General features: G+C 59.7%; 18 protein-coding genes. 10 read left to right on the forward strand and 8 right to left on the reverse strand.

Features of this window, described 5'->3' with window-relative positions:
• Window positions 1-127: 127 nt before the first annotated feature.
• Window positions 128-934, reverse strand: coding sequence for an efflux RND transporter permease subunit (locus NW853_RS07080; protein ID WP_414348605.1), 807 nt, complete (start codon window positions 932-934; stop codon window positions 128-130).
• Window positions 935-1,056: 122 nt separating this feature from the next.
• Complete coding sequence (sufR, locus tag NW853_RS07085; protein ID WP_414348607.1) at window positions 1,057-1,785, reverse strand: iron-sulfur cluster biosynthesis transcriptional regulator SufR; 729 nt, start codon at window positions 1,783-1,785, stop codon at window positions 1,057-1,059.
• Between the two features lie 162 nt (window positions 1,786-1,947).
• On the opposite strand from sufR, the gene sufB reads away from it, so the two are divergent.
• From sufB to NW853_RS07105, 4 genes are all read left to right on the forward strand, one after another.
• On the forward strand, window positions 1,948-3,384 hold the full coding sequence (gene sufB / locus NW853_RS07090) for a Fe-S cluster assembly protein SufB (protein WP_414333922.1): 1,437 nt from the start codon (window positions 1,948-1,950) through the stop codon (window positions 3,382-3,384).
• A gap of 123 nt (window positions 3,385-3,507) precedes the next feature.
• The gene (sufC, locus tag NW853_RS07095) at window positions 3,508-4,281 is read left to right on the forward strand and encodes a Fe-S cluster assembly ATPase SufC (protein ID WP_414348609.1); all 774 of its coding nucleotides are present in this window, start codon (window positions 3,508-3,510) and stop codon (window positions 4,279-4,281) included.
• Window positions 4,278-5,585, forward strand: a complete 1,308-nt coding sequence (sufD, locus tag NW853_RS07100) for a Fe-S cluster assembly protein SufD (RefSeq protein WP_414348612.1) — start codon at window positions 4,278-4,280, stop codon at window positions 5,583-5,585. Before sufC ends, sufD begins: the two co-directional genes overlap by 4 nt.
• 383 nt (window positions 5,586-5,968) lie before the next feature.
• The gene (locus NW853_RS07105) at window positions 5,969-7,189 is read left to right on the forward strand and encodes an S-layer homology domain-containing protein (RefSeq protein WP_414348615.1); all 1,221 of its coding nucleotides are present in this window, start codon (window positions 5,969-5,971) and stop codon (window positions 7,187-7,189) included.
• Between the two features lie 128 nt (window positions 7,190-7,317).
• On the opposite strand, the gene NW853_RS07110 is transcribed toward NW853_RS07105, so the two are convergent.
• The gene (locus tag NW853_RS07110) at window positions 7,318-7,953 is read right to left on the reverse strand and encodes an exopolysaccharide biosynthesis protein (RefSeq protein WP_414348616.1); all 636 of its coding nucleotides are present in this window, start codon (window positions 7,951-7,953) and stop codon (window positions 7,318-7,320) included.
• 99 nt (window positions 7,954-8,052) lie between these two features.
• On the opposite strand from NW853_RS07110, the gene NW853_RS07115 reads away from it, so the two are divergent.
• The 3 genes from NW853_RS07115 (at window position 8,053) to NW853_RS07125 (ending at window position 10,400) form a co-directional block, all read left to right on the forward strand.
• The gene (locus NW853_RS07115; RefSeq protein ID WP_414348618.1) at window positions 8,053-8,478 is read left to right on the forward strand and encodes a hypothetical protein; all 426 of its coding nucleotides are present in this window, start codon (window positions 8,053-8,055) and stop codon (window positions 8,476-8,478) included.
• Between the two features lie 315 nt (window positions 8,479-8,793).
• The gene (locus NW853_RS07120) at window positions 8,794-9,396 is read left to right on the forward strand and encodes a DnaJ domain-containing protein (protein ID WP_414333913.1); all 603 of its coding nucleotides are present in this window, start codon (window positions 8,794-8,796) and stop codon (window positions 9,394-9,396) included.
• On the forward strand, window positions 9,387-10,400 hold the full coding sequence (locus NW853_RS07125; protein ID WP_414348620.1) for a hypothetical protein: 1,014 nt from the start codon (window positions 9,387-9,389) through the stop codon (window positions 10,398-10,400). Before NW853_RS07120 ends, NW853_RS07125 begins: the two co-directional genes overlap by 10 nt.
• A gap of 166 nt (window positions 10,401-10,566) precedes the next feature.
• On the opposite strand, the gene NW853_RS07130 is transcribed toward NW853_RS07125, so the two are convergent.
• From NW853_RS07130 to NW853_RS07145, 4 genes are all read right to left on the reverse strand, one after another.
• The gene (locus NW853_RS07130) at window positions 10,567-11,559 is read right to left on the reverse strand and encodes a tyrosine-type recombinase/integrase (protein ID WP_414333909.1); all 993 of its coding nucleotides are present in this window, start codon (window positions 11,557-11,559) and stop codon (window positions 10,567-10,569) included.
• Window positions 11,560-11,652: 93 nt separating this feature from the next.
• On the reverse strand, window positions 11,653-13,008 hold the full coding sequence (gene accC / locus NW853_RS07135) for an acetyl-CoA carboxylase biotin carboxylase subunit (RefSeq protein ID WP_414348623.1): 1,356 nt from the start codon (window positions 13,006-13,008) through the stop codon (window positions 11,653-11,655).
• A gap of 144 nt (window positions 13,009-13,152) precedes the next feature.
• Window positions 13,153-14,262 carry a hypothetical protein gene (locus tag NW853_RS07140; protein WP_414348626.1) on the reverse strand — a complete coding sequence of 370 codons (1,110 nt, stop codon included), beginning with the start codon at window positions 14,260-14,262 and terminating at the stop codon, window positions 13,153-13,155.
• Window positions 14,259-15,866: a hypothetical protein gene (locus NW853_RS07145; RefSeq protein ID WP_414348629.1), complete on the reverse strand. Its 1,608-nt coding sequence runs from the start codon at window positions 15,864-15,866 to the stop codon at window positions 14,259-14,261. Before NW853_RS07145 ends, NW853_RS07140 begins: the two co-directional genes overlap by 4 nt.
• Window positions 15,867-16,129: 263 nt before the next feature.
• Between NW853_RS07145 and NW853_RS07150 the strand changes: the two genes are divergently transcribed.
• The 3 genes from NW853_RS07150 (at window position 16,130) to NW853_RS07160 (ending at window position 20,941) form a co-directional block, all read left to right on the forward strand.
• On the forward strand, window positions 16,130-16,510 hold the full coding sequence (locus NW853_RS07150) for a cupin domain-containing protein (RefSeq protein WP_414333931.1): 381 nt from the start codon (window positions 16,130-16,132) through the stop codon (window positions 16,508-16,510).
• Window positions 16,511-16,647: 137 nt separating this feature from the next.
• Window positions 16,648-18,585, forward strand: coding sequence for a cellulose biosynthesis cyclic di-GMP-binding regulatory protein BcsB (locus NW853_RS07155; protein ID WP_414348631.1), 1,938 nt, complete (start codon window positions 16,648-16,650; stop codon window positions 18,583-18,585).
• Between the two features lie 61 nt (window positions 18,586-18,646).
• On the forward strand, window positions 18,647-20,941 hold the full coding sequence (locus NW853_RS07160) for a glycosyltransferase family 2 protein (protein ID WP_414348634.1): 2,295 nt from the start codon (window positions 18,647-18,649) through the stop codon (window positions 20,939-20,941).
• Window positions 20,942-21,019: 78 nt separating this feature from the next.
• Here the strand turns inward: NW853_RS07160 and NW853_RS07165 are convergent, their stop codons facing one another.
• Window positions 21,020-21,376 (reverse strand): hypothetical protein, encoded by a 357-nt coding sequence (locus NW853_RS07165; RefSeq protein WP_414333900.1) that lies wholly within the window; start codon window positions 21,374-21,376, stop codon window positions 21,020-21,022.
• Between the last annotated feature and the right edge of the window lie 69 nt (window positions 21,377-21,445).

Genomic DNA, 21,445 nt, shown 5'->3' on the forward strand with positions numbered 1-21,445 from the left:
GCCGATGGTGACCGCCGGCTGGGTGATCCACTCTCCCGTCGAGCGGCGGCGCGGATCCGGATAGGGCTCTGTGATGGGCTCGTCGCTGCGGAAGTGGATGCGGGTCAGGGAGGTGCGCTCGGCAAACTCATCCCGCACGCTGGCTACATCTCTGAGATAGACCTCCGGCTTGATTCTGAATGGCGGCCACGTCCTCGGCCGAGGCCAGCCGCTGCCCTCCCTCCAGGCGGATCTGCCGCGAGCCCACCTCCACGTCTCCCGCCGGCAGTTGCAAGTTTTCGGCGGCAATGCGCTGGGCCACCTGGGTCGGGGAAAGACCATAGCTGGCCAGCCGCTCCGGATCCAGATCCACCCGAATGGTGCGGGGATGCCCGCCCACCAGCGTCAGGTTGGCCGTGTTGGGAAGGCTGCGCAGATCCTCCAGCAGCCGCTCTCCCACCCGCCGTAGCTGATCGTCGCTGTAGTCGGCCCCCGTCAAGGTCAGGGTAACGATGGGAACATCGTCAATGATGACCGGCTGCACCTGATAGCTGGCGCCAGGGGGGAATAGCTCCGGGTGGCTAAACAGATGATTTTGCAGCTTGAACAGGCTGTCTTCCCAGTTTTCCCCCACCTCATACTGCACCGTGATCAAGCCGCCAGAGGCCTGGGCCACCGAGTAGATGTGGTCGATCCCCGTCAGCTCCCGTAGCTTCGCTTCCACAGGGGTGATCAGCGTCTTCTCCACGACCTCGGCACTGGCCCCCGGATACCGCAAAACTACATCCGCTGCCGGGACGACAATTTGCGGGTTTTCTTCCTTGGGGGTCAAGGTCGCCGCCAGCAGGCCAAAGATGGCCAGACCCACAATAATCAAGGAAGTAAGCTGGGCGTTGTTGATAAAGTAAGCGGTAACCTGCCCCACCCCTTGGTGCGGCTTCTCCAGCTCTGACATGGGAAAAATCCAGATTGGTTCATGCTTATACTACCATATAGCTATACTTTTATGCATCCATAGCTGCTCTTGCCCGTCTTCCGAAGCCGTCACCTGAGGTAGGCCCAGCAAAGGACGAACTGCTAATCGTGGCTGGGTCTAGGGGGGGATCCTGGCTTGGCAATCCAGTAGCCGCACTGGTGTTCTCCGTTCACCTGCCAGGTGAGGCGCTCCACCCGACAATCGGGCAGGGCGGCGGCAAACATCTCCAGCTCGTGGCCGCAGACGCTGGGAAAGCGCTGGGCAATCTGGGCGATGGCGCAGTGGTGCTCCACCAAGACATATTGCTCGACGTACTCCTCAGCGCCTTCTGCTGCAATCGGGGCAGCCAGGTTGGCAGGATAGGGGTAGTACTCCGCCATGTAGCCCTCTGCCTGGCGCAACTGCACCAAGCGCTCCAACCGCTCGGCCAGGGATCCGGAGCCCATCTGGGCTTGGTACTCCTGGGCTTTGCGCTGCCACTGCTGCTGGAGCAGGGATCCCATCTGTTCGGATCCCAGGGTTTCAGCCAGCGTATTGAGCAGACCGAGGGCAAACTCGTCGTAGCCGGTGGGGAATTGCGCTTCTCCTTGGGGGCTGAGCTGATAGAGGTGCTGGGGGCGGCCCAAACCGCTAGCTTGAGCGACATGGTGGATCAGCCCCTCTGCCTCCAGATCCTTGAGGTGGCGGCGAATGGCCTGGGGAGAAATGCCCAAGTGCTCTGCCAGAGTCTGGGCGGTGGCCTGCCCCGTCTTGCGTAGGTAGATCAAGATAGCCTGCTTGCTGGAAACGGGTTGCGTGAACGGATCGGTGATCTTGCGCGCGCTCTCCACCCTCGCCCTCCTGGTTAGACTGGGTTTACTCGGCTGCCGCTGCCAGCACCGCTACTTTGACAAGGGGATCATTGCTAAAGTAACCTGAGGATTAGTTAAGCAACAACCATGTTGTTTTAATTGGCCATCTGTTTTGCCCCTGTCCCTAACCGAGAGCCATCCATGTCTACGAGCGTCCGCACCCTAATTAGCCAGCCCTACAAGTACGGCTTTGTTACCGACATCGCCTCTGAGTCCATCGGCAAAGGCTTAAATGAGGACATCATTCGGCAAATCTGGGCCAAGAAGGGGGAGCCGGACTTTATGCTGGAGTTCCGGCTGCGGGCCTACCGCCAGTGGCTGAAGATGAGCGAGCCCACCTGGCCGAATGTGACCTACCCGCCCATCGACTACCAGAACATCGTTTACTACTCCGCTCCCAAGGTAAAGGAGAAGAAAAAGAGCCTCGACGAAGTGGATCCCGTGCTGCTGGAAACCTTTGAGAAGCTGGGGATCCCTCTGTCGGAGCAGAAGCGGCTGGCCAATGTGGCGGTGGACGCCATTTTCGACAGCGTCTCGGTGGCCACCACCTTCCGGGAAAAGCTGGCCAAGGAAGGGATCATTTTCTGCTCCATGTCGGAGGCGCTGCGGGAGTACCCTGAGCTGGTGCGCAAGTACCTGGGCACGGTGGTACCCATTGCCGACAACTACTACGCGGCGCTGAACTCGGCAGTGTTTAGCGATGGCTCCTTTGTCTATGTGCCCAAAGGGGTGCGCTGCCCGATGGAGCTGTCCACCTATTTCCGCATCAACAACGGCGAGTCGGGCCAGTTCGAGCGCACCCTGATCATTGCTGACGAGGGATCCTACGTCAGCTACCTGGAAGGCTGCACGGCTCCCATGTTTGACACCAACCAACTGCACGCAGCGGTGGTGGAGCTGATTGCCCTAGACAATGCCGAGATCAAGTACTCGACGGTGCAGAACTGGTATGCCGGCGACGAAAACGGCAAGGGCGGCATCTACAACTTCGTGACCAAACGCGGCCTCTGTCAGGGGGCCAACTCCAAGATCTCCTGGACGCAGGTGGAGACCGGCTCGGCCATCACCTGGAAATATCCCAGTTGTGTGTTGGTAGGGGAAAACTCGGTGGGCGAGTTCTACTCAGTGGCCCTGACCAACCACTACCAGCAGGCCGATACCGGCACCAAGATGATCCACATAGGCCGCAACACCCGCAGCAGAATTATCTCCAAAGGCATCTCGGCGGGGCATTCCAAAAACAGCTATCGCGGCCTGGTGAAAATTGGGCCCAAGGCAGAAGGCGCCCGCAACTTTTCCCAGTGTGATTCCATGTTGATTGGGGATCAGTGCAGCGCCAACACCTTCCCCTACATTGAAGTGCAAAACAACACTGCCAAAGTAGAGCACGAAGCTTCCACTTCCAAAATCGGAGAAGAGCAACTGTTCTACTTCCAGTCGCGCGGCATTTCTGTAGAAGACGCCGTCTCCATGATCATCAGCGGCTTCTGCCGAGAGGTGTTCAACCAATTGCCGATGGAGTTTGCCGTCGAGGCGGATCGGCTGCTGAGCCTGAAGCTAGAGGGATCCGTTGGCTAGATCCCTGGCGAGCGGCTATGCTCGTTGCCAATTGCCGAGCAGCCTGGCGCAGCTCCACTTTGGGGGCGGCGCTGAAGGGGTAGGTCTGTCCGCCAATACTTCGACCCAAGACGAACTGCTGACATGATCCGGGAAAACAGCCCTGTCATTTTATCTGTCCGCGATCTCACGGCTGAGATCGACGGTACCCCTATCCTCAAAGGGGTGAACCTGGAAATCCGGGCCGGCGAGATCCACGCCATCATGGGGCCCAATGGCTCCGGGAAGAGCACCTTCTCCAAGATCTTGGCCGGCCACCCCGACTACCGGGTAACAGGGGGCGAGATCCTCTATCTGGGCAAGGATCTCTTGGCAATGGAGCCGGAGGAGCGGGCCTGGGCCGGGATCTTCTTGGCCTTTCAATACCCCATCGAGATTCCGGGGGTGAGCAACTTGGACTTCTTGCGCGCCGCCTACAACGCCCGGCAGAAATATCGGGATCAGCCGGAAATGGATCCCCTCGATTTTGACGACTTGGTGCGGGAAAAACTGAGCATTGTCAAGATGGATCCCGCTTTTTTGGAGCGCTCCGTCAACGAAGGGTTTTCCGGCGGCGAGAAAAAGCGCAACGAGATCCTGCAGATGGCGGTGCTGGAGCCGACGCTGGCTATCTTAGACGAGACGGACTCCGGCCTGGATATCGACGCGCTGCGCATCGTTGCCCAGGGCATTAACCAACTGGCCGGCCCTGAGAAGGCCATGCTCCTCATTACCCACTACCAGCGCCTGCTGGAGTATGTAACCCCCGACTATGTGCATGTGATGGAAGGGGGGCGCATCGTCCTCAGCGGCGATAAGACTTTGGCGCTGGAGCTGGAAGAGCGGGGCTACGACTGGCTCAAGGAGGAGGTGGGATGAGCGCTGCGGTGCCCAAGTCCTCGGTTCGAGAAAGCGACGCCAGCGGTTTTGGCCGTCCCTTTCTGGAGCACATTCTCAGCCAAATCCCGGAGGTGGAAGATCCCCATACCACCCTGAGACAGCAGGCCCGCGCCCAACTGGCGGAGCTGGGGATCCCCACCCCCCGCGAAGAAGACTGGAAATACAGCGACCTCTCGCCGCTGGTGGCCCACACCTTTCGCCTGGCCGGCCCTGGACAGGCAACGCTAGAGAAGGCCGTGCTGGATCCCTGGCTGTGGCCGGAGAGCCGTCACAGCTATGCGGTGTTCGTCAACGGCTACTTTGCTCCCCACCTTTCTGACTTGAGCGGCCTGCCCTCGGCCCTGCGAATTGCTCCCCTAAGCCAGTCGGCTCCTGGATGGTTGCAAACCATCGTCAAGCTCGATGTCTTCAGCGCCCTCAACACCGCCCATCTAGGCGATGGGATCCAGATTGAGCTGCTGCCCCAGCAGGAGGTTTTGCCGCCCTTGCACCTGCTCTGGATAACCGTGGCCTCTGAAGGAGAGGCGGTTTTGGCCCAGCCCCGCTGTCTGGTGGCTTTGCAGGCCCACAGCTCCCTCACCCTGATTGAAGATCACCTCTCCTGGGGGGCCGGGATCCCCTTTGGCAACGCCGTTACCGAGATTGCCCTAGCTGAAGGATCCCGTCTACACCATGTGATCCTGCAGCGGCAGGGATCCCAGGCTTTTCACATCAACCAAACTGCTGTGCGCCAGGGCCGCCACAGCCACTACTGGCTGCAGGCCATCCAGTGGGGATCCCAATTTTCCCGCCACAACCTGGAGCTTGCCCAGGTAGAACCCCAGGCCTACACCCACCTGCAGGGACTGACCCTGCTGAAGGGATCCCAGCACAGCGACACCCACTCCCGCCTGGTGCATCAAGCGCCCCACGGCAGCAGCCGCCAATTGCACAAGTGCATCGTGGACGAGGCGGCCCGTGCGGTCTTCAGCGGGCGCATTTTGGTGAGCCAAGCAGCTCAACTGACAGACGCCGCCCAGACCAACCGCAATCTGCTGTTGAGCCCCAAGGCGCGGGTGGATACGCAGCCACAGTTGGAGATCTTTGCCGACAACGTCAAATGTGCCCACGGGGCCACCGTCAGCCAACTGGAGGCCGAAGAAATCTTCTATTTGCAAAGCCGCGGCATTCCCCAGGCCCAGGCCAGGCAACTCCTCACCTATGCTTTTGCAGCCGAGATCCTCGAAGGGATCCCTTTGGCCCAGCTTCCTTCTCAGGTGGCCTGCCGGTTGGGATCCGATTAATTTGCGATCAATTCGGTTTCTGGTTACAGCTTTTTCCGACTTCATGGGAGTTCTGTAGCCAAGCGAGATCCTTCCTACGCAAGAGATGGATCTACATTGGCTGTAGTAGATAACGCCGGAAAAAGCTGTAGTTGTTGGCTGCTCCCGAAATGGCCATTATCCTCAAGAGTGACCGGGCTTAGGCGTAATGGCTTGACGCGAAATAGATTCGGGAGTTTCCTTATCGATCTTCTATGGTTGCGTTTTCTTGCAAATCTTAGGTTGGAAACGCTCAAACTGCTATACAGAGAGGGTTTCAGCTATTGTCACCACTGAGGAAATAGCCAGAATAAGAGTAGCTATTGACCCAGCAATGGGCGCTACGACAACTTGGTGAATGCACGATGTTTCCCTCTCTGTTGACCCCACGCACAGCAGGCCTACTCCTATCGGGAGCCGCACTGGGCATTCATTGCCAGGCGGCTATGGCCGCCCCTTTTCGCGACACTTTTGGTCACTGGGCCCAAACCTACATTGAGGCTCTCTCCGCTCAAGGGGTGTTGAACGGCTTCCCGGATGGCACCTTCCGTCCCAACGAGCCGGTGACCCGTGCTCAGTTTGCCACCCTCGTCACCACTGCCTTTCGCCTCCGCAACACCTCTGGTACCTTCATCGGCTTTCGGGATGTGCCCCCCACCCACTGGGCGGCCAGCGCTATCTCCGCGGCGGCAGCCAACAACTTGGTGGCCGGCTTCCCGGACGGCACCTTCCGACCCGAACAGCCCGTTACCCGCACCGAGGCGCTGGTGATCCTGACCAACGCCCTTGGCAACACAAGTGCCATCCCCGCGGCCCAGCCGAGCGAGCTGTTCAGCCGCTACCGTGACGCGGCAGCCATTCCCAACTGGGCCCTGACGCTAATTGCAGCCGCCAACCGCGCCGGCCTGATCGTGAATTACCCAGATCCCATGCTCTTGGAGCCCAACCGTCCTGCCACCCGTGCTGAGGTGGCTGCTTTTACCCACCAGGCCCTGCTCAGTCGGGGATCCCTGGTGGCCCAGAACCCAGGCAATTGGCTCTCCACCCCTCAGCCCGGCTTTGACCTGCGCCTTTCCACGCTGGCGGCGGGCACTCTGATACAGACCACCACCCCCTTCAACGAGCGCCTCTTCATCGCCCCCAACGAAACTCGCCCTATGTCCTTGATCGTTCGCAACCCAATTCGCAACGGCCAGGGGGACATCCTGGTGCCTTTTGGCTCACGGGTGGATGGCCGCTTTGAGCCGGCGCCGGGCGGCACGCGCTTTGTGGCGGAAAGCATCATCGTCAACAACCAACTGTTCCCCTTGGCCGCTCAATCGGATGTAATCCGCGATGTCAAGGATCCCCGCTACACCACCACAGGCAAGATCATCCAAGATGCGGCCATCGGCGCGGCAGCAGGCGCCGTTCTCGGCTTGGTAACCGGCGATAATGCCATTGCCACAGAAGAAGTGCTGGGGGCAGGGGTGGCCGGAGCGGTGATCGGCAACGTGACAGCGCCGCCGGTGGTGGTGTTGGATCCCAACCAGGTGATCGAGCTGCGCCTCACCCAGGATCTGGCGCTAGTTCCTCAATCCCGCTAGCGGCGCGGGGGTGTCCGTTGCAACAAGACGCAGGCGATACAACTTCTCACTGTCTTTCCATCGGTGAAGCTGGGCGTTGTCTCGATCCCCAACTCCCCTCTCCCTCCGGGAGAGGGGCTGCTAGGGCGCTATCTTCTCAGCCAATCCAACAGAGTCGTTCCCCCCAGCCACAGGCCCACCAAAATGGAAGTGGTCAGTAGCCCCCCTGCCACACAGATCAGGGATCCCAGGCTGCAGAGGAGCCCATCTTCTTCCAGGAGACCGAAGGCGGTGACGAAGATCCCCATCGCCGGCAGGGTGTTGGTGCCGGGCACGGGAATGATCATGGAAATGCCCATCAAACCAATCCAGGTGCCCAGCCAGACCTGGCCCAGGCGGCTGGTGCAGACTTGTTGCCAACGGGGGCAGGCAACTTTTTCAATGCGCTGCAACCATGGGATCCCGGCCTGCACCCACTTTTGCAATTGCTTCCGTTCAATGGATGTCTGCAGCACCCATGGCGGCAACCAGGGAGTGGTTCGCCCTGCCAGCATTTGCAGGGCCAGCAGTAGGATGACCACGCCAAAGGGAGTGGAATAGCCAGGGGCCGGCAGAGGCAAAGCCGAGGGAAAAGACAGCACTGCCAAAAACAAGCCAAAGCTGCGCTCGCCCGCCAGTTTGAGAATCTCTTCAACGCAGATCGCCACGGGTGGGGATCCCTCAGGCTGCTCTGGGTTGGCGGGAAGGCAGGCAAATCGGGCTAGCTCTTGGGATAGACGAGCCATAGGGGGGTCTGCAAACGGTTTGGGAGCCAACGATAGCCTACTGCAAATCCAAGGTTTGTTGGATATCTTGAACAAAGGGGTGGTCTTTGAGGGGTTAAGATGAGCGGCGAAGCGCTGGGCAAGAGGTTGGGCAGCGGTGGCCTTGGAGAAGGTCTGAAGAAGCGCGCCCCGCTCAGCAAAGAAATGGGTAAGTTGGGGGGATCCCTGCTGCTGGGATCCCTGTTGGTGTCAGGGCGCGGTGTAGCCCTGGCCGAAGCGCAGTTGGAGGTGGGTACCTCCACCACCTTGCCCCCCCAGTCGGCTCCGCCGGTGTTGCCACCCCCACCGGTGGGAGTGCGACAAATTAGAGAGGATACCGATCCTGAGCAAACCGCCGATATGCCCCTTTCCTTGATGGCCGAGCAGGTGCTGGAGGCGGTGTGCGAAGCGCAAATCGATGCCCAACGGGCCCTGGCCCTCATGCCCGATCTGAGCGAATCCCACATCCGCGCCGCCTGCCCCAAGCGGCTGATCCCCAAAAGCTGAAGGAAAACAAAGGCGGCCCCAGACCTTGGGTTGAAAAGTATCCGAAAAATACGCTTGCTCCAGGGGGAGGGTGCTCTAACGACCGAATGTGGGCGCAATTTGCCCAGGGGATTCCCTGTGCGGATCCGCTCCCCACACCAAGCTATCCAACTAGGCATCGCCATGGTGCATCCTATGTGGTGCAGGGCTTTACGGTTACCGACAACATTGTTACGCTAATTTGAGATTCTCTGCTTCATCGTGCAGATAAGTTCATAGGTAGCCTATGAGTTTTGTGCAGATTTGCACTTGGCATTGCTGACTTGAGGAGAAACCGTGCCCAGAAAAGCCACCAGCACAAAACCGAAAGCAACCAGGACAACCTCAAAAGAAGGAGCTGGGCCCGACCCGCAGGTGGCGATTGCCGCAGAAATCCAGCGTCTTTCGGATACTTATGGCATTTCTAAGGAACTCCTAGAGAATTTTGCCCGGTTTGTAGTCAGGCAGCTACAGCCACCGCCCCGGCTGTCTGTCAAAGAGCTGCAGAAAGCCATTTACAACCACTTTGGCGTTAAAAACGCAGCCGAGCTGAGAAAATCAGCCAGCTTCAGACTGGCAACCAGTGGTATGGGCAAACTGAACTTATCCAAAATAGACGATTTGGAGCGCATTTATCGTCAGCACATCGGGATCCTTCCCAACGAAGAGGGGGAAGAGGGGTATGGCTGCATCAATGGGATCAACATCTTCAAGTACGACTTGCCTTGGCGGGTTTTTGGGCTTGACCCTGACCGAGCTACCGATGAAGACATCAAAGCTGCTTTCTACCGCCTGAGCAAGATTTACCATCCCGATTCTCCGACGGGAGATGACAAAATTTTCCAGCGATTGACTCTTTTCTACAAAAGCCTTACGGAGAAGTTCGAGCAATGGCTATAGTCTATGTTTCCTCAAACAAGCTCGCCGATTTCTTGGGTATCAGCCTTGAGGAACTCAGGCAGATTGAAGCTCACTTTGACAGGATCCCCGATGATGAGTGGGAACTGGTGGAAGGTAAAGACTATCGTGTTATCAACAAAAGTTCTGGGCTAAGGGAATACACGCAGTCCGGCGCTTATGCCATTTTATCCTTTTTAAGATCTCGAACAGAGCAAGATCCCAAATCCTCTACAGGTACAAGCATTAGAAATTGGTTCAAGGAAGAGCATCGCAAGAAGCAGAAAGCTCTCGTGGATCACAGGATCCTTCAGAACAGCTCCTCTCTGGTCAAAAGACAAGATCAGTTTTGGTTATCTCTTCGAGATGTTGTGATGATCTTTGGAACTCGAACTGACTATCTTAAGAAGGCGCTTGAGCTTGCATCGAAGCAAAGTAAGTTAATCAAAGACATTCATTACACACGTTTTGGTAATGATGACACTGTTTACCTCTCTTTACGAGGTATCTATGAGCTTGCCAAGATTATGGGAGAGGTTCTCAAGCAAAACCACAGAAAAGACTGGTGTCAAGATGTTAGCGAACGCATTGAACCTCAGATTCAGGTAATCGTCAAGGCAATCCAGGATCGACAAAATCAGATAGAAAAGGCAAAAGATCTTGCAAGAAAAAGGGATAGAAATCTTTGTAGAGTTACTCGAAAAGCAGCCAGTAGCCTAACGGTTCATCATCTCTACTCTGAAGCGCACTATCCAAAGCTTGCAGCGAGTCTCTCCAACCTGATTACCATAGCCAACGAAGTGCACAGCCACTTTCATCAGTGGATGGGAGGTTTCAGCAAGCCATGTACAATTGATGACTTCATTAAGTATGTTCTGGAATACTACCCTGAGAACGGACATCTGATCATCTGGTTGGAGCAGCAGAAGGCCAGCCTTGGCCCGCAGTTGCCCATAGGAAAGGAGAGAGAACATGTGCTCTACCTTCCTCTCCAGCGTGTAACTTGAAATAACCCATCTCGATTGTTTTCAGGTCATTCCAAGCACCTTAGTCAGGTGTACCTGATTGATTTCTTTTCCGGGGTTGCCCTCTGGATGTCCGGTTTCCCTTCCTGTTAGCAATCTGAGCCTCTCCCTACTACAACAATAGAGACCATGGCACAACAAGGGATCCCTAAATCAAGCCCTGATCCAAGATCGCGCGGGAACGGGCAATAGCTGCTCTCAAGTTGGCCCGCTGGGTGTAGCGCATCGTCATGGCGGCAGTCGTATGGCCCAGCAAGTGCTGGATATGCTCAGGGGCAACGCCGCGATCCAGCAGCAGGGTGGCAAAGCTGTGGCGAAACTGGTGGGGGGTTTGGTGGCCCGGCTCAGGCTCGGTGAGCTTAAGCACAATATGACGTAGGCCATCGTAGGTGAGGGGACGACCCCGGTAGGCCGGGCAGCGGGATTGGGAGACAAACAAGGGATCCGTCGGCGCGCACGGGCCCCGTTCTTGGCTCAGATATTGTTGCAGCAGCTCGGAGAGGGGATCCCCGACCGCCACAGCGCGAGGTTTACTTCCCTTGCCACAGCGCACCTCCAACAGGGATCCCTCAGGGCTGATCTGAAAATCCTGTACTGTCAAGTCCAACAGCTCCTGCGCCCGTAGGCCGCACTCCAACAGCAGGCGGATCAAGGCTGCGTAGCGCAGAGAATGGCTTTGGGCCCGTTGCAGAACCCGCTGCAACAACAGCCGATCCAGGTCGCGAGGCAGACGAGCGGGCAGGCGGGCAGGTCGAATGGCCTGGGTGGGCAAGGGATCCGGAAAGTAGCCTCGCTGGCTGGCCCATTCAAAAAATTGTTGCAGCGCCAGCCGCTTCAGGTTGTAGGTAGCGGGAGAGGCAGGCGGATGGATCCACTGGCCCGAACGGTTGCGCAACGGACGCCCCCTCAAGCTGTTTAAAAAAGACTGAACGTGGGACGGCTGCACCTGTCCCAGCGGCACCGGGCAAGTTTTGGCAAACTGCTCCAGAGCAATGCGGTAGGTGCGGCGGCTGGCTGGGGCCAGATCCCGCTCCCGCTCCTGCAAAAATTGCAGCACCAACTGGCTGAGGCTGGGCACAGGGCAGCTCGGCTGACGCTGGAGATGGGCCTGTTGAACCGAGTCGGGCCGGGGATCCCTCATCTGCAAGACCAGCAACCCTCAACTCACGCTTAACTTTAACTTCCGGCAAGCCGCAGTTCAAAGCGGGATCCCAAACGACTTCTGATTGGATTGCTACTGGCTGGGTAGCAGGTGTTGGGTGATGAAATCCGTGTACACCTCGCCCCGCAAAAAAGCCTCGTGGCGCAGGATCTGCTGGTGGAAAGGGATCGTGGTGGGCACGCCGGTGATGGCGCATTCCCCCAGCGCCCGCTGCATGCGGCGGATAGCTGCCGCCCGGTTGGGCCCCCAGACGATCAGCTTGCCCAGCAGCGAATCGTAGTAGGGGGGAATGGTGTAGTCGGTGTAAATGTGGGAGTCCATGCGCACCCCCGGCCCCCCAGGGGGCAAATAGGCGCTGATGGTGCCCGCGCAAGGGCGAAACTGCTGCTTGGGATCCTCGGCGTTGATGCGGCACTCGATGGCATGGCCCCGCAGTTCCACATCCTTCTGGCGAAAGGTCAGGGGTTGACCTTGGGCGATGCGAATTTGCTCGGCAATCAAATCCAGCCCCGTCACCATCTCGGTAACCGGGTGCTCCACCTGGATGCGGGTGTTCATCTCGATGAAGTAGAACTGGCCGTTTTTATCCAGCAAAAACTCCACCGTGCCCGCCCCCACGTAGTTCACCGCCTTGGCTGCCTTCACCGCTGCTGCTCCCATGCGGGCGCGCAAGCTCGTGGTCAAAGCCGGGCTGGGGGCCTCTTCCAGCAGCTTTTGGTGCCGCCGCTGAATTGAGCAATCCCGCTCGTACATGTGCACCACATTGCCGTGGCTGTCGGCCAAGATCTGAAACTCCACATGGCGGGGGCGCTCGATAAACTTCTCCAGGTAGATGCCCCCATCGCCAAAGGCCGCCTGGGCTTCCCCCTGGGCGGTGCGCATCATCTTCAGCAATTCTTGGGCATCTCTGGCCACCCGCATGCCCCGCCCCCCGCCGCCGGCAGTGGCTTTGATGATCACGGGGTAACCGATTTTCTCCGCCAGCTTCACTGCTTCTTCATCAGAGGTGATCAAGCCGCGGCTGCCGGGCACGGTCGGCACGCCCACCGCTTGCATAGTCTCGCGGGCCGTGGCTTTGTCGGCCATTTTGCGCATCGCCTCTGGCGAGGGGCCGATGAAGATCAAGTTGTGGTCGGCACACATCTCGGCAAACTTGGCATTCTCCGCCAAGAACCCGTAGCCCGGGTGAATGGCATTGGCACCGCGGGTAAGGGCTGCCGAGATGATGTTGGGAATGTTGAGGTAGCTTTTGGCCACCGGGGCATCCCCTACACAGACGGCCTCGTCCGCCAGTTGGACATGCAGCGAGTTCTGATCCGCAGTGGAGTAGACGGCCACGGTGCGGATCCCCATTTCCTGACAGGTGCGGATGATGCGCAGGGCAATCTCGCCTCGGTTGGCGATCAGGATCTTGGTGATGGGCGGCATGAGGGGCGTTTGAGGTTAGAAAAATCTCGGCCGCTAAAGACCAGCGGTCCGTGCAAGGTAGGGTACGCAGGTGCTGATCCTACTATGGCAAGCAGACGGAAGGATCCAGATGGGGATCCCACATCTGGTCAATTCAGCCAACGCCTACACCCTCTGGGCAATAGCCGGCAAACCTACGCGGGCCCGGAATTGCCGGGCTGCCGTCAGCGCCCCATAGGGATCCCCCTTGTAGAGGCCGTAGTGCATCAGGGACATGCGCCGCAATCCCAGTTGCGACACCTCCTGCAGCCACTCTGGCCGGCTCATGATCGCGAAATCCCCCTGGACGGTGTCGGCCCGGCCACCGTTGGGGTGCTTGTCCTTAATCGAGGGCTCGTAGTGGGCCAGCATCAGGTTGCGGTGGATGGGGGCAAAGAGGCGGCAGCAGAGGCGGATCTGCTCGGGGTTACCCGGATCCGGGCCGTTGAGCTCCGGGTTAAACTCCCCCGGTCGCCGCTGGCGCATCGACTGGAAGGCGATCCCGTCCATTTGGCTCATCGTCTCGGCAAAAGGCTCCACCATGCTGCGCCCTGCCCCGCGGCGGCGATCGTCAAAGGTGGCAATCCAGCCGCCCCAGCAGAGGGCCACCTCGGCCTCGGGCAGCCGCTCCTTGATGGCCTGGCGGGCTCTTAAGATGTTGCGCATCAGGGCGCGGTAGTAGGGGGCAGTGTCGGCGTTGTAGGCGTCGGCGGGGATGCGCCAGTAGGAAAACTCGGTGGCCAGGCTCCAGTAGGTGGGGCGGCCTTGGGGATTGGCTTGAGCAATATACCCGGCCAGCTCGGCTACGTCCTGGATAAACTGCGGCGAGAGGTGGTAGTCGCCGCAGGGGCGGGTGGTGTCGTCTTCCCAGGTGATGATGTGCAGGCTGTAGCCCCGCTCAAACCACTGCCGCAAAAGCCCCGCCTGGTGCCAGTTACGCCAGAAGGAGAGATCCCCCTGGCGGTGGTCAAAGCTGTTGAGCCAGCCACTCAAGAAATGGGGATCCCAGTCCCGCGCCACCGCTGCCACCTGCGGATCCGACTCGATTTCCCAGAGGAAGCGACCGGGATCCTCGCCAATGCCCACTTCCCAGCGGGCCAAGAGCTCTGACAAGTTCAGGTTTCCAGTGGTAACGTTCTCGAAGCCCTGACCACAGCCGGCAACTCCAGAGGCAGCCAGCAGCGCTCCGCCCATCTGCAGCACCTGTCGCCGCGGCCATTGCCGTTTCCAGGTCATCTCGTCTCCTCCTCAAGCTCTGCCTGGCGGGCCCACAGCCGCACCTGCGGGGAGCTGTAGACCTCCCTAAAGCCCGGCAGCCCCTCAAAGGTAAGCTCAGGCCAAAATTGCAGGATGCGATCGGCGCTCCGCAAGGGATCCGCCGGCCCCGCCACCAGCAAGTAGTCCACCCGCTCCTGGGGGTGTTGCAGGGCCAAGGCAAACTCGTACTGGTGGGGGGCAAGGAACAAGCGGGGATCCCCCGCCCAAAAGATAGCCTCAAAGTGGATGTCGTCGTCCACCAACACCTTCTCGCCAGGCAGCAGGTGGCGGCGGAGATATTCCCCTACTTGGCGCTTTGCCTGCCGCTGCTGGCGCCACGCTTCCAAAGTCTGCCCCCCAGAGGTCACTTCGTACAGGTCTTGGGCCGCTCCCAACTCACGGCTAAGGGGCGCCACCCCTGCCACCAGCCGCTCCCAGAGATCCCGCTCCTCAACCACCAGGGGCGCCAAAAATCGTGGCTCTTGGCTTAGCCCATAGCCAGCGGTAAGGCAGTTCAGCCCCAAAAGGGCAGTGATCAACAGGCGCTTGGCCCAGCCGGGGCCGGCTCCGCGGACTAAGTAGGCCCCCATCAGCAACGGCAGCGGCACCCAGACGAGACCAAAGCGGCTCAGCTCCGGCAAAAACAGCCCCTGCCCCAGGGAAGCCAGCAGAACCACCAGCGGCATCCCCCAGATCAAGGCCCAGACCCAGCGGCCCAGCAGGGATCCCATCCCCAACAGGAGATAGGCAGGGGCCAGCACCGCCAGCCACTTGCCCAGCTCCACCAGCCCTTGCCAGCCGCCGGCCTGCTGCAGGTCTTCCCGCAACTGCGGCAGGCGCAGGCCGCTACCCACCTGGTAGGTAAAAGCCCAGGGATCCCCCACCGCTAACCAGTTGACATACAGCCAGCTCAGGATCAGGGCCAGGCTGATAAACCCCACCACCAGCAGCGAGACCCAGCGAAACCCCCAAGATTCGCGGCGAAAAGCCACCAGCAGCAGTCCTGCCAGCCAGGGCAACAGCCAGCCGCTCTCCCAGCGCAGCGCCATCAGCGGCCCCAAGGCCAGCCCAATGAGCAGCAGCCGCAGGGTAACGGGCAGCTCGTCCTTCTCCGCTGCTTGTTTCCCATCCGCCAGAGGGAACAACAAGGCCATGTTCACCCCCACTAAAAGCGAGGTGGCCGTCCAAACTGGGCTGCGCAGCAGCATCAGGAGCAAAGCCGGCTGCAGCAGCAGCAACAGGCCCCACAGCCAGCGCCACCCCAAGCCGACAGGCAAACGGCGCAACTGTTGCCCCATCCAGTCCAACACCAGGGATCCCAAAATGGCCTGCAACACCAGCGGCGAGCGCCCCAAAATGGCCGTGGCCAGCACCAGCGAAGGGGGAAAGGTGGTGCCAACAATGGGCAGGCGCGGATCCGGCCCCAGGGCGGCTACGGATCCCTTGTAGCCAAGGAACTGCATCTCCAGGCTCACCCAGCCCCAGCCTTCCTTTAGCCCCCACAAGAGGCCAGCTAGGAGCAGCAGGGGGATCCCTACCGGCGCCGCGAGCCGCAAGATGGCTTTAAGCCGGTTTACGAACATCCATGCCCCATGAACGAGTTTCACTAAACTTGACGGCCTAGGGCATTGGAACACCCTAGTTAATCCTAAAAGCAAGTTTTGCAAAAACTATTAGGAATGCAAGGGATCGCTAGTATTCCCCTTCTCGAGACTTTTTTTCTACGAGTTTTGGCGTATTGGGTTCAGCAAGATGGTCGATGAAAAGTTGCCGCGCTGCAGGTGAGGATGTGAGAGCCCCTGAAGTGGAACAAGGTGTGACCTCAATGCTACAGTCTGTGCGGGACATGGACAACGCGGCAATTCCGGCACTGGAGCTTTTGCCCTCCCAGGCTCAGACCCGCCCCTGGGGAGCCTTCTGGATCTTGGATGAAGGCCCGATGTATAAAATCAAGCGCATCGAGGTCAAGCCCGGCCATCGCCTTAGCCTGCAGATGCACTACCACCGCAGCGAGCACTGGATCGTGGTTCGGGGCACGGCGCGCGTTACCCGGGGCGAGGAGGTGGTGCTGCTTAACTCCAACGAGTCCACCTACATTCCCCCCTGCACCAAGCACCGTCTGGAAAACCCCGGCACCATCCCCTTGGTGATCATCGAGGTGCAAAACGGGGAATACTTGGGGGAGGACGACATCGTGCGCTTTGAGGACGACTACGCCCGCGCCTAGGAGAGTTCCTGAGGAAGGGGGTTTTCTTGTGGCTAGTTCATCACTATTGCGCCATATGCTCCTAGAAGTTTGGCGACTGCCCCCGCCGCAGGTGTAGGCTTTTTCTGTCGTCAGAGCAGGTGCTAGGGATCCAGCAGATGGCTAGGGTAAGGCGAGGGTGGGGGCTGTTGGTGGCCGGCTTGCTCTGCTGCGTGCCAACAGAGGCAGTGCGGGCGGAGCCCCTTGCTTTCCAGAGGCTGGGCTATGAGCGTTCGGTGCTGCTGCAGGGATCCAACCCGCGCCTGGATGTCACTGTCCCTGCGCCCATCAACGGCATCGACCCAGAAGCCAGCTTTGTGCAGTTGCGCCTAGAACCTTCGCCGGTGCTCAAGCCCACTTCTACCGTGCGGGTGCTGATTAACGAGGAGCTGGCGGGGATCTTTCTGGTGCAAGATCTGCGGCAGGAGCCGGTGGTGCGGGTGCCCATCCCTAACCTGCCGCCGGGTGAGCGCTTTATCACGGTGTCGGTGCAGCCGTTTTTGAGCATTAGTGACGACATCTGTGCCGACCTCAACACCGGCAACCTGCTGCTGAGGGTAGGGCGGGACAGTTTTTTTGAGCTGGTGCCCCGCGTGCCCGATGCTACGGTGGCCGGCTTTCTGCACCTGATGTACCCCCAGCTCACGCTGGTGGTGCCCGCCAACCCCTCTCCTGAGGTGGCGGAAGCAGCGCTGGGCCTGTACAGCTTACTGGCCCACCTCTTCCCTCAGACCCCCATCCTCTGGAGCAACCGTCCAGGGGAAGGGCCTCAAGTGATTCTGGAGCCGGCCAACTTTACCCCCCACCTGCAGCATCAAGTAACTTCAGAGGGATCGCGGCTGCGGGTGGCCGCCCGCCGCGAGGCCATTCTTGCCCTCTATGAAGAGTGGAAGCGGGCGGGGCTGGTGAGCCGCGGCATCCGGGTGGCGGCGGTGGCGGACTGGGAGCGGGCTCTCAAGGCCAACCGCCTCAGCTTGCGGGAGTTGGGGATCGTGGATCCCCTGCTGCGGGGCTTTGGCAGCCAGTCTTTGGTTTTCAACTTCAACCTGGCCCAGTTGGGGGGGCGCCCGCGGGATCTGGCGGCCCAACTGGATGTGATCATGAACCCGGTGGATGGTCGGGCCGGGGATCGCCTGACGGGCTATGTGTTCTTGAACGGCGTTCTGCTGCGCACCTACAACCTCACTGGTCGCAGCCAGCTCAACGAGACCGTGACCCTGCCCACCCGCCTGCTGCGCCGCTTCAACCAACTGGAGCTGCGCTTTGACTACGGGGCCAGCCCCGGCAATTGCCAGGGATCCCTGACGCCGCTGACGGTTCAGGTGCGCTCGGATAGCTCCGGCTTTCTCTGGAGCGGCTACCAAGCCCCCAGTGGCGAGCTGCAGGAGATCCCGGCGGTGCTGCAGGGATCCGGACGGGTTTGGCTGGGGGATCCCCAACGGCTGCCGGCTGCCGCCTACCTGGTGGGGGCCTTGAGCCGGCTGGCCGCCCAACCGCTCCTGCCCACCCTTCAGTTTCTGCCCCAGGAAAAGACCCAGTTGGAAACAGGCGACTTCGCCTGGCAGATCCTTGTCGCTGCCCCGGAGCAGGTGGAGCTCCCTTACAGCCCCATCCGGCTGGGATCCCAGTTCGAGATCCTCAACCCCTTGAACCAGCAGGTGGCCCTGGCCGCCCAACCCCAGGAAAACCTCGGCCTCTTGCAGTACTTTTTGCTCCAAGGCAGGCCTACCCTCTGGCTGTCCTGGTGGGGATCTGATCCGGCCTTGGCAGAACGCCTCAGCCGCGGCCTTGCCGATCCACGCACCCGCCTGGCCAACCAACTGCAGGGAAATGTGCTCACCGCCTACGCCGCCACCCCCGCCCTCACCCAGGTGCAGAGCTGGGATCTCACCCCCCAAGGCTACCGGGTGCGCTACCCAGGCCGCTTCAGTTGGCAGCTTTTGGTGTGGCAGTACCGCTATTGGCTGGTGCTGCTGCTGGCTATTCTATTGGCAGTAGGAGCCTGGAATGTCTATCGCCGCTTGGCCCGCCGCCCCGAGTCGCCCATCCCTTCCTAGGGGGGGCTAGGCATGGGCTTGCGGTTGAGCCAGACTTGAGCCAAACCGCAGGTTTTAGGCCATGCTCCAGTCCCTTAAGTCCTCGCTTTTGCGCGCGGGCTATCTCACCCGCCAGCAACTGGCGGCAGCGGAGGAGTACCGGGAAGAGGTGGGCTGCTCCTTGCCCAGGGCTTTTTGGAGCTTGCGGGTCATGCATCCTGGCAAGTTTGCCGAGCTGTGTCGCCAGATTTTGGATCGGCCCAAGCTGCGGGACTGGCTGCTCAAGCAGCCTCTAGATCTAGAGCTGCCTTGGCTAGTGGAACCCAGCGATCTCCTGCCGGTGCGCTTTTTGCCCTGTGGCTGGCTCAACCCGCAAACCGTTGTAGTGGCCACGGAAGAGCCCGGCTATCCCGGCGTCTGGCAGGCTGTGAAACGCCTTTGCCCAGAGGCCGAAAAGCTGTGGGAGATCCCGGCCACCGAAAAACAGATCTTGACAGTTATCCTCGAGCGCAAGCTGGCTGCTGAGCTGCTGGGTAGCCGCCTCACCCTGGAGCAGTGGCAGCAGGCTCTGGAGATCCGCCGCCGCACCGGATCCAGCCTGGGGCAGGTGCTGACCCGGCTGAGCTACCTCTCCACCCCCGAGTATCTCAGCATTCTGGCCCATTTGCTGGGCTACCCTTCCGTTTCGGAGCTGATGGGAACAGGGCTGCTCTACCGGGACGAGAGCCTGAGCCGCCAGTTCGATCCGGAATTGATGATGCACCACCTCTTCTACCCCCTGAGCTGGAGCGACGAGCACACCCTCACCGTGATGGTCAACGACCCCCTGGACTGGGCGGTGGACGAGCTGCTCTACAGTTGGCGGCCAGGGTTGCGGATCGAAAAGGTGCTGGGCACCGAGCAGGATATCACCCAGCTCCTCAGCCAAGATCAGGGATCCCGCTTTAGCCAAGAGGCGGTGTACAAACTGCTGGCCCGTCTGCCGGAGGAATCGGCCTCGCGGGTGTTTACCCCCTCGCAAATTGCCGTCGGCTATGGCCTGCTGCTGCTGCTGCTGTGGAGCTTGGCCAGCGCTCCCTGGACAACTCTGACGATCTTGGTGCTTTTGATTAACCTCTTCTACATAGCCTCGATTTTCTTCAAACTGCTGCTCAGCTTGGTGGGATCCGCCGATCGCTTCCACCAGATTACCGACGAAGAAGTGGCCGCCCTCGATGACCGCAGCTTGCCCATCTACACCATCCTGGTGCCGGTCTACAAAGAGCCGGAGGTGATGCCGATTCTCATCAACTCCCTCTCCAAGCTGGACTACCCCCACGAGCGCTTGGACGTGCTGATCCTGTTGGAAGAAAACGACCAGGCCACCATCGAGGCCGCCCGCGCCGCCAAGCCGCCCCGCTACGTGCGCCTATTGATCGTGCCGGATAGCAAGCCCAAGACCAAGCCCAAAGCCTGCAACTACGGCCTGGCCTTTGCCCGCGGCGAATACCTTACCATCTACGACGCCGAAGACATCCCCGATCCGGATCAACTGAAAAAAGCCATCATTGCCTTCAAAAAAGGGGATCCCAGCTTGGTCTGCGTTCAAGCGGCCCTCAACTATTTCAACCGCAACGAGAACTTTCTTACCCGCATGTTTACCCTGGAGTATTCCTATTGGTTTGATTACCTGCTGCCGGGCCTGGAAACCTTGAAAATGCCCATTCCCCTGGGGGGCACCAGCAACCACTTCCGCACCGACCGCCTGCGGGAATTGCAGGGATGGGATCCCTTTAACGTCACCGAAGATGCCGATCTAGGCATTCGCGCCAGCCAGCACGGCTACACGGTGGGGGTGATCAACTCCACCACCTACGAAGAGGCCAACTGCGCCCTTAAAAACTGGATCCGGCAGCGCTCCCGCTGGATCAAAGGCTATATGCAGACCTGGCTGGTGCACAACCGCAACCCGCTGCGCTCTTTGCGCAAGCTGGGCCTCAAGAACTGGCTGGCCTACCAATTTTTTATCGGCGGCAGCTTCTTCACCTTCCTCACCAGCCCCATCATGTGGCTGCTGTTTTTCTACTGGCTGCTCACCCGCGCCCATTGGCTGCAAAACATCTTTCCCAGTTGGCTAATTTACTTGGGCTTGTTTAACCTCTTGGTGGGCAATGCCATTGGGATCTACTTGAACTTGGTGGCCGTTTTTCGGCGGGGCTACTACGACTTGGCCTTCTATGCTCTTCTCAACCCCATTTACTGGCAACTGCACTCCATGGCAGCCTACATGGCCCTGTGGCAGCTTTTTACCAAGCCCTTCTACTGGGAAAAAACCATCCATGGCTTGAGCAAATTCACCCACGTCAAAGTGCAGGAAGCCAGCCACAAACCCGCCTAGCCAGCCCCCTTCATCCCTACAGCAGGCAGTACTACTTCCCCTCTCCCAGAGGGAGAGGGGCTAGGGGCGAGGGAAGCGCTAGAAGCCGTAGTCAGAATCGACGACGACAGCACAGCCGCGTGGGTGGCGGCAGCCGGCCATGATTACTTGGATTGCGAAATTGCCCTCATAGGGAGCCTGGACGATGGGGAAATCGTCCAAGAGCGTATCTTCCGCTACCACCCGACCGTTGCGATCGTAAAGCACCAGATCCACGTCGTGGCAGTCGAGGTCGCACTCGGCCCAGATGTTCTCGCCTGGGTAGAAATAACCGTTAACCCAGGTCGATTGCCCGTTCAGTAACCACAAGCTACTTTGGGCCCACGCTTCACCACCACCCAGGATTGCAGCCGCCCCGATCATGCCCGCTGCCAGCCAACCCCGCAGAGCAACCATCGGATTTTCCTCCTTCCATGAAGTTTTCTTTGCCGCAACAGGGATCCCTGCCCTACCTACACGCTAGCA

Origin of the sequence: Synechococcus sp. H55.11 (genome assembly GCF_047462475.1) — a bacterium.
Taxonomy (GTDB): domain Bacteria; phylum Cyanobacteriota; class Cyanobacteriia; order Thermostichales; family Thermostichaceae; genus Thermostichus.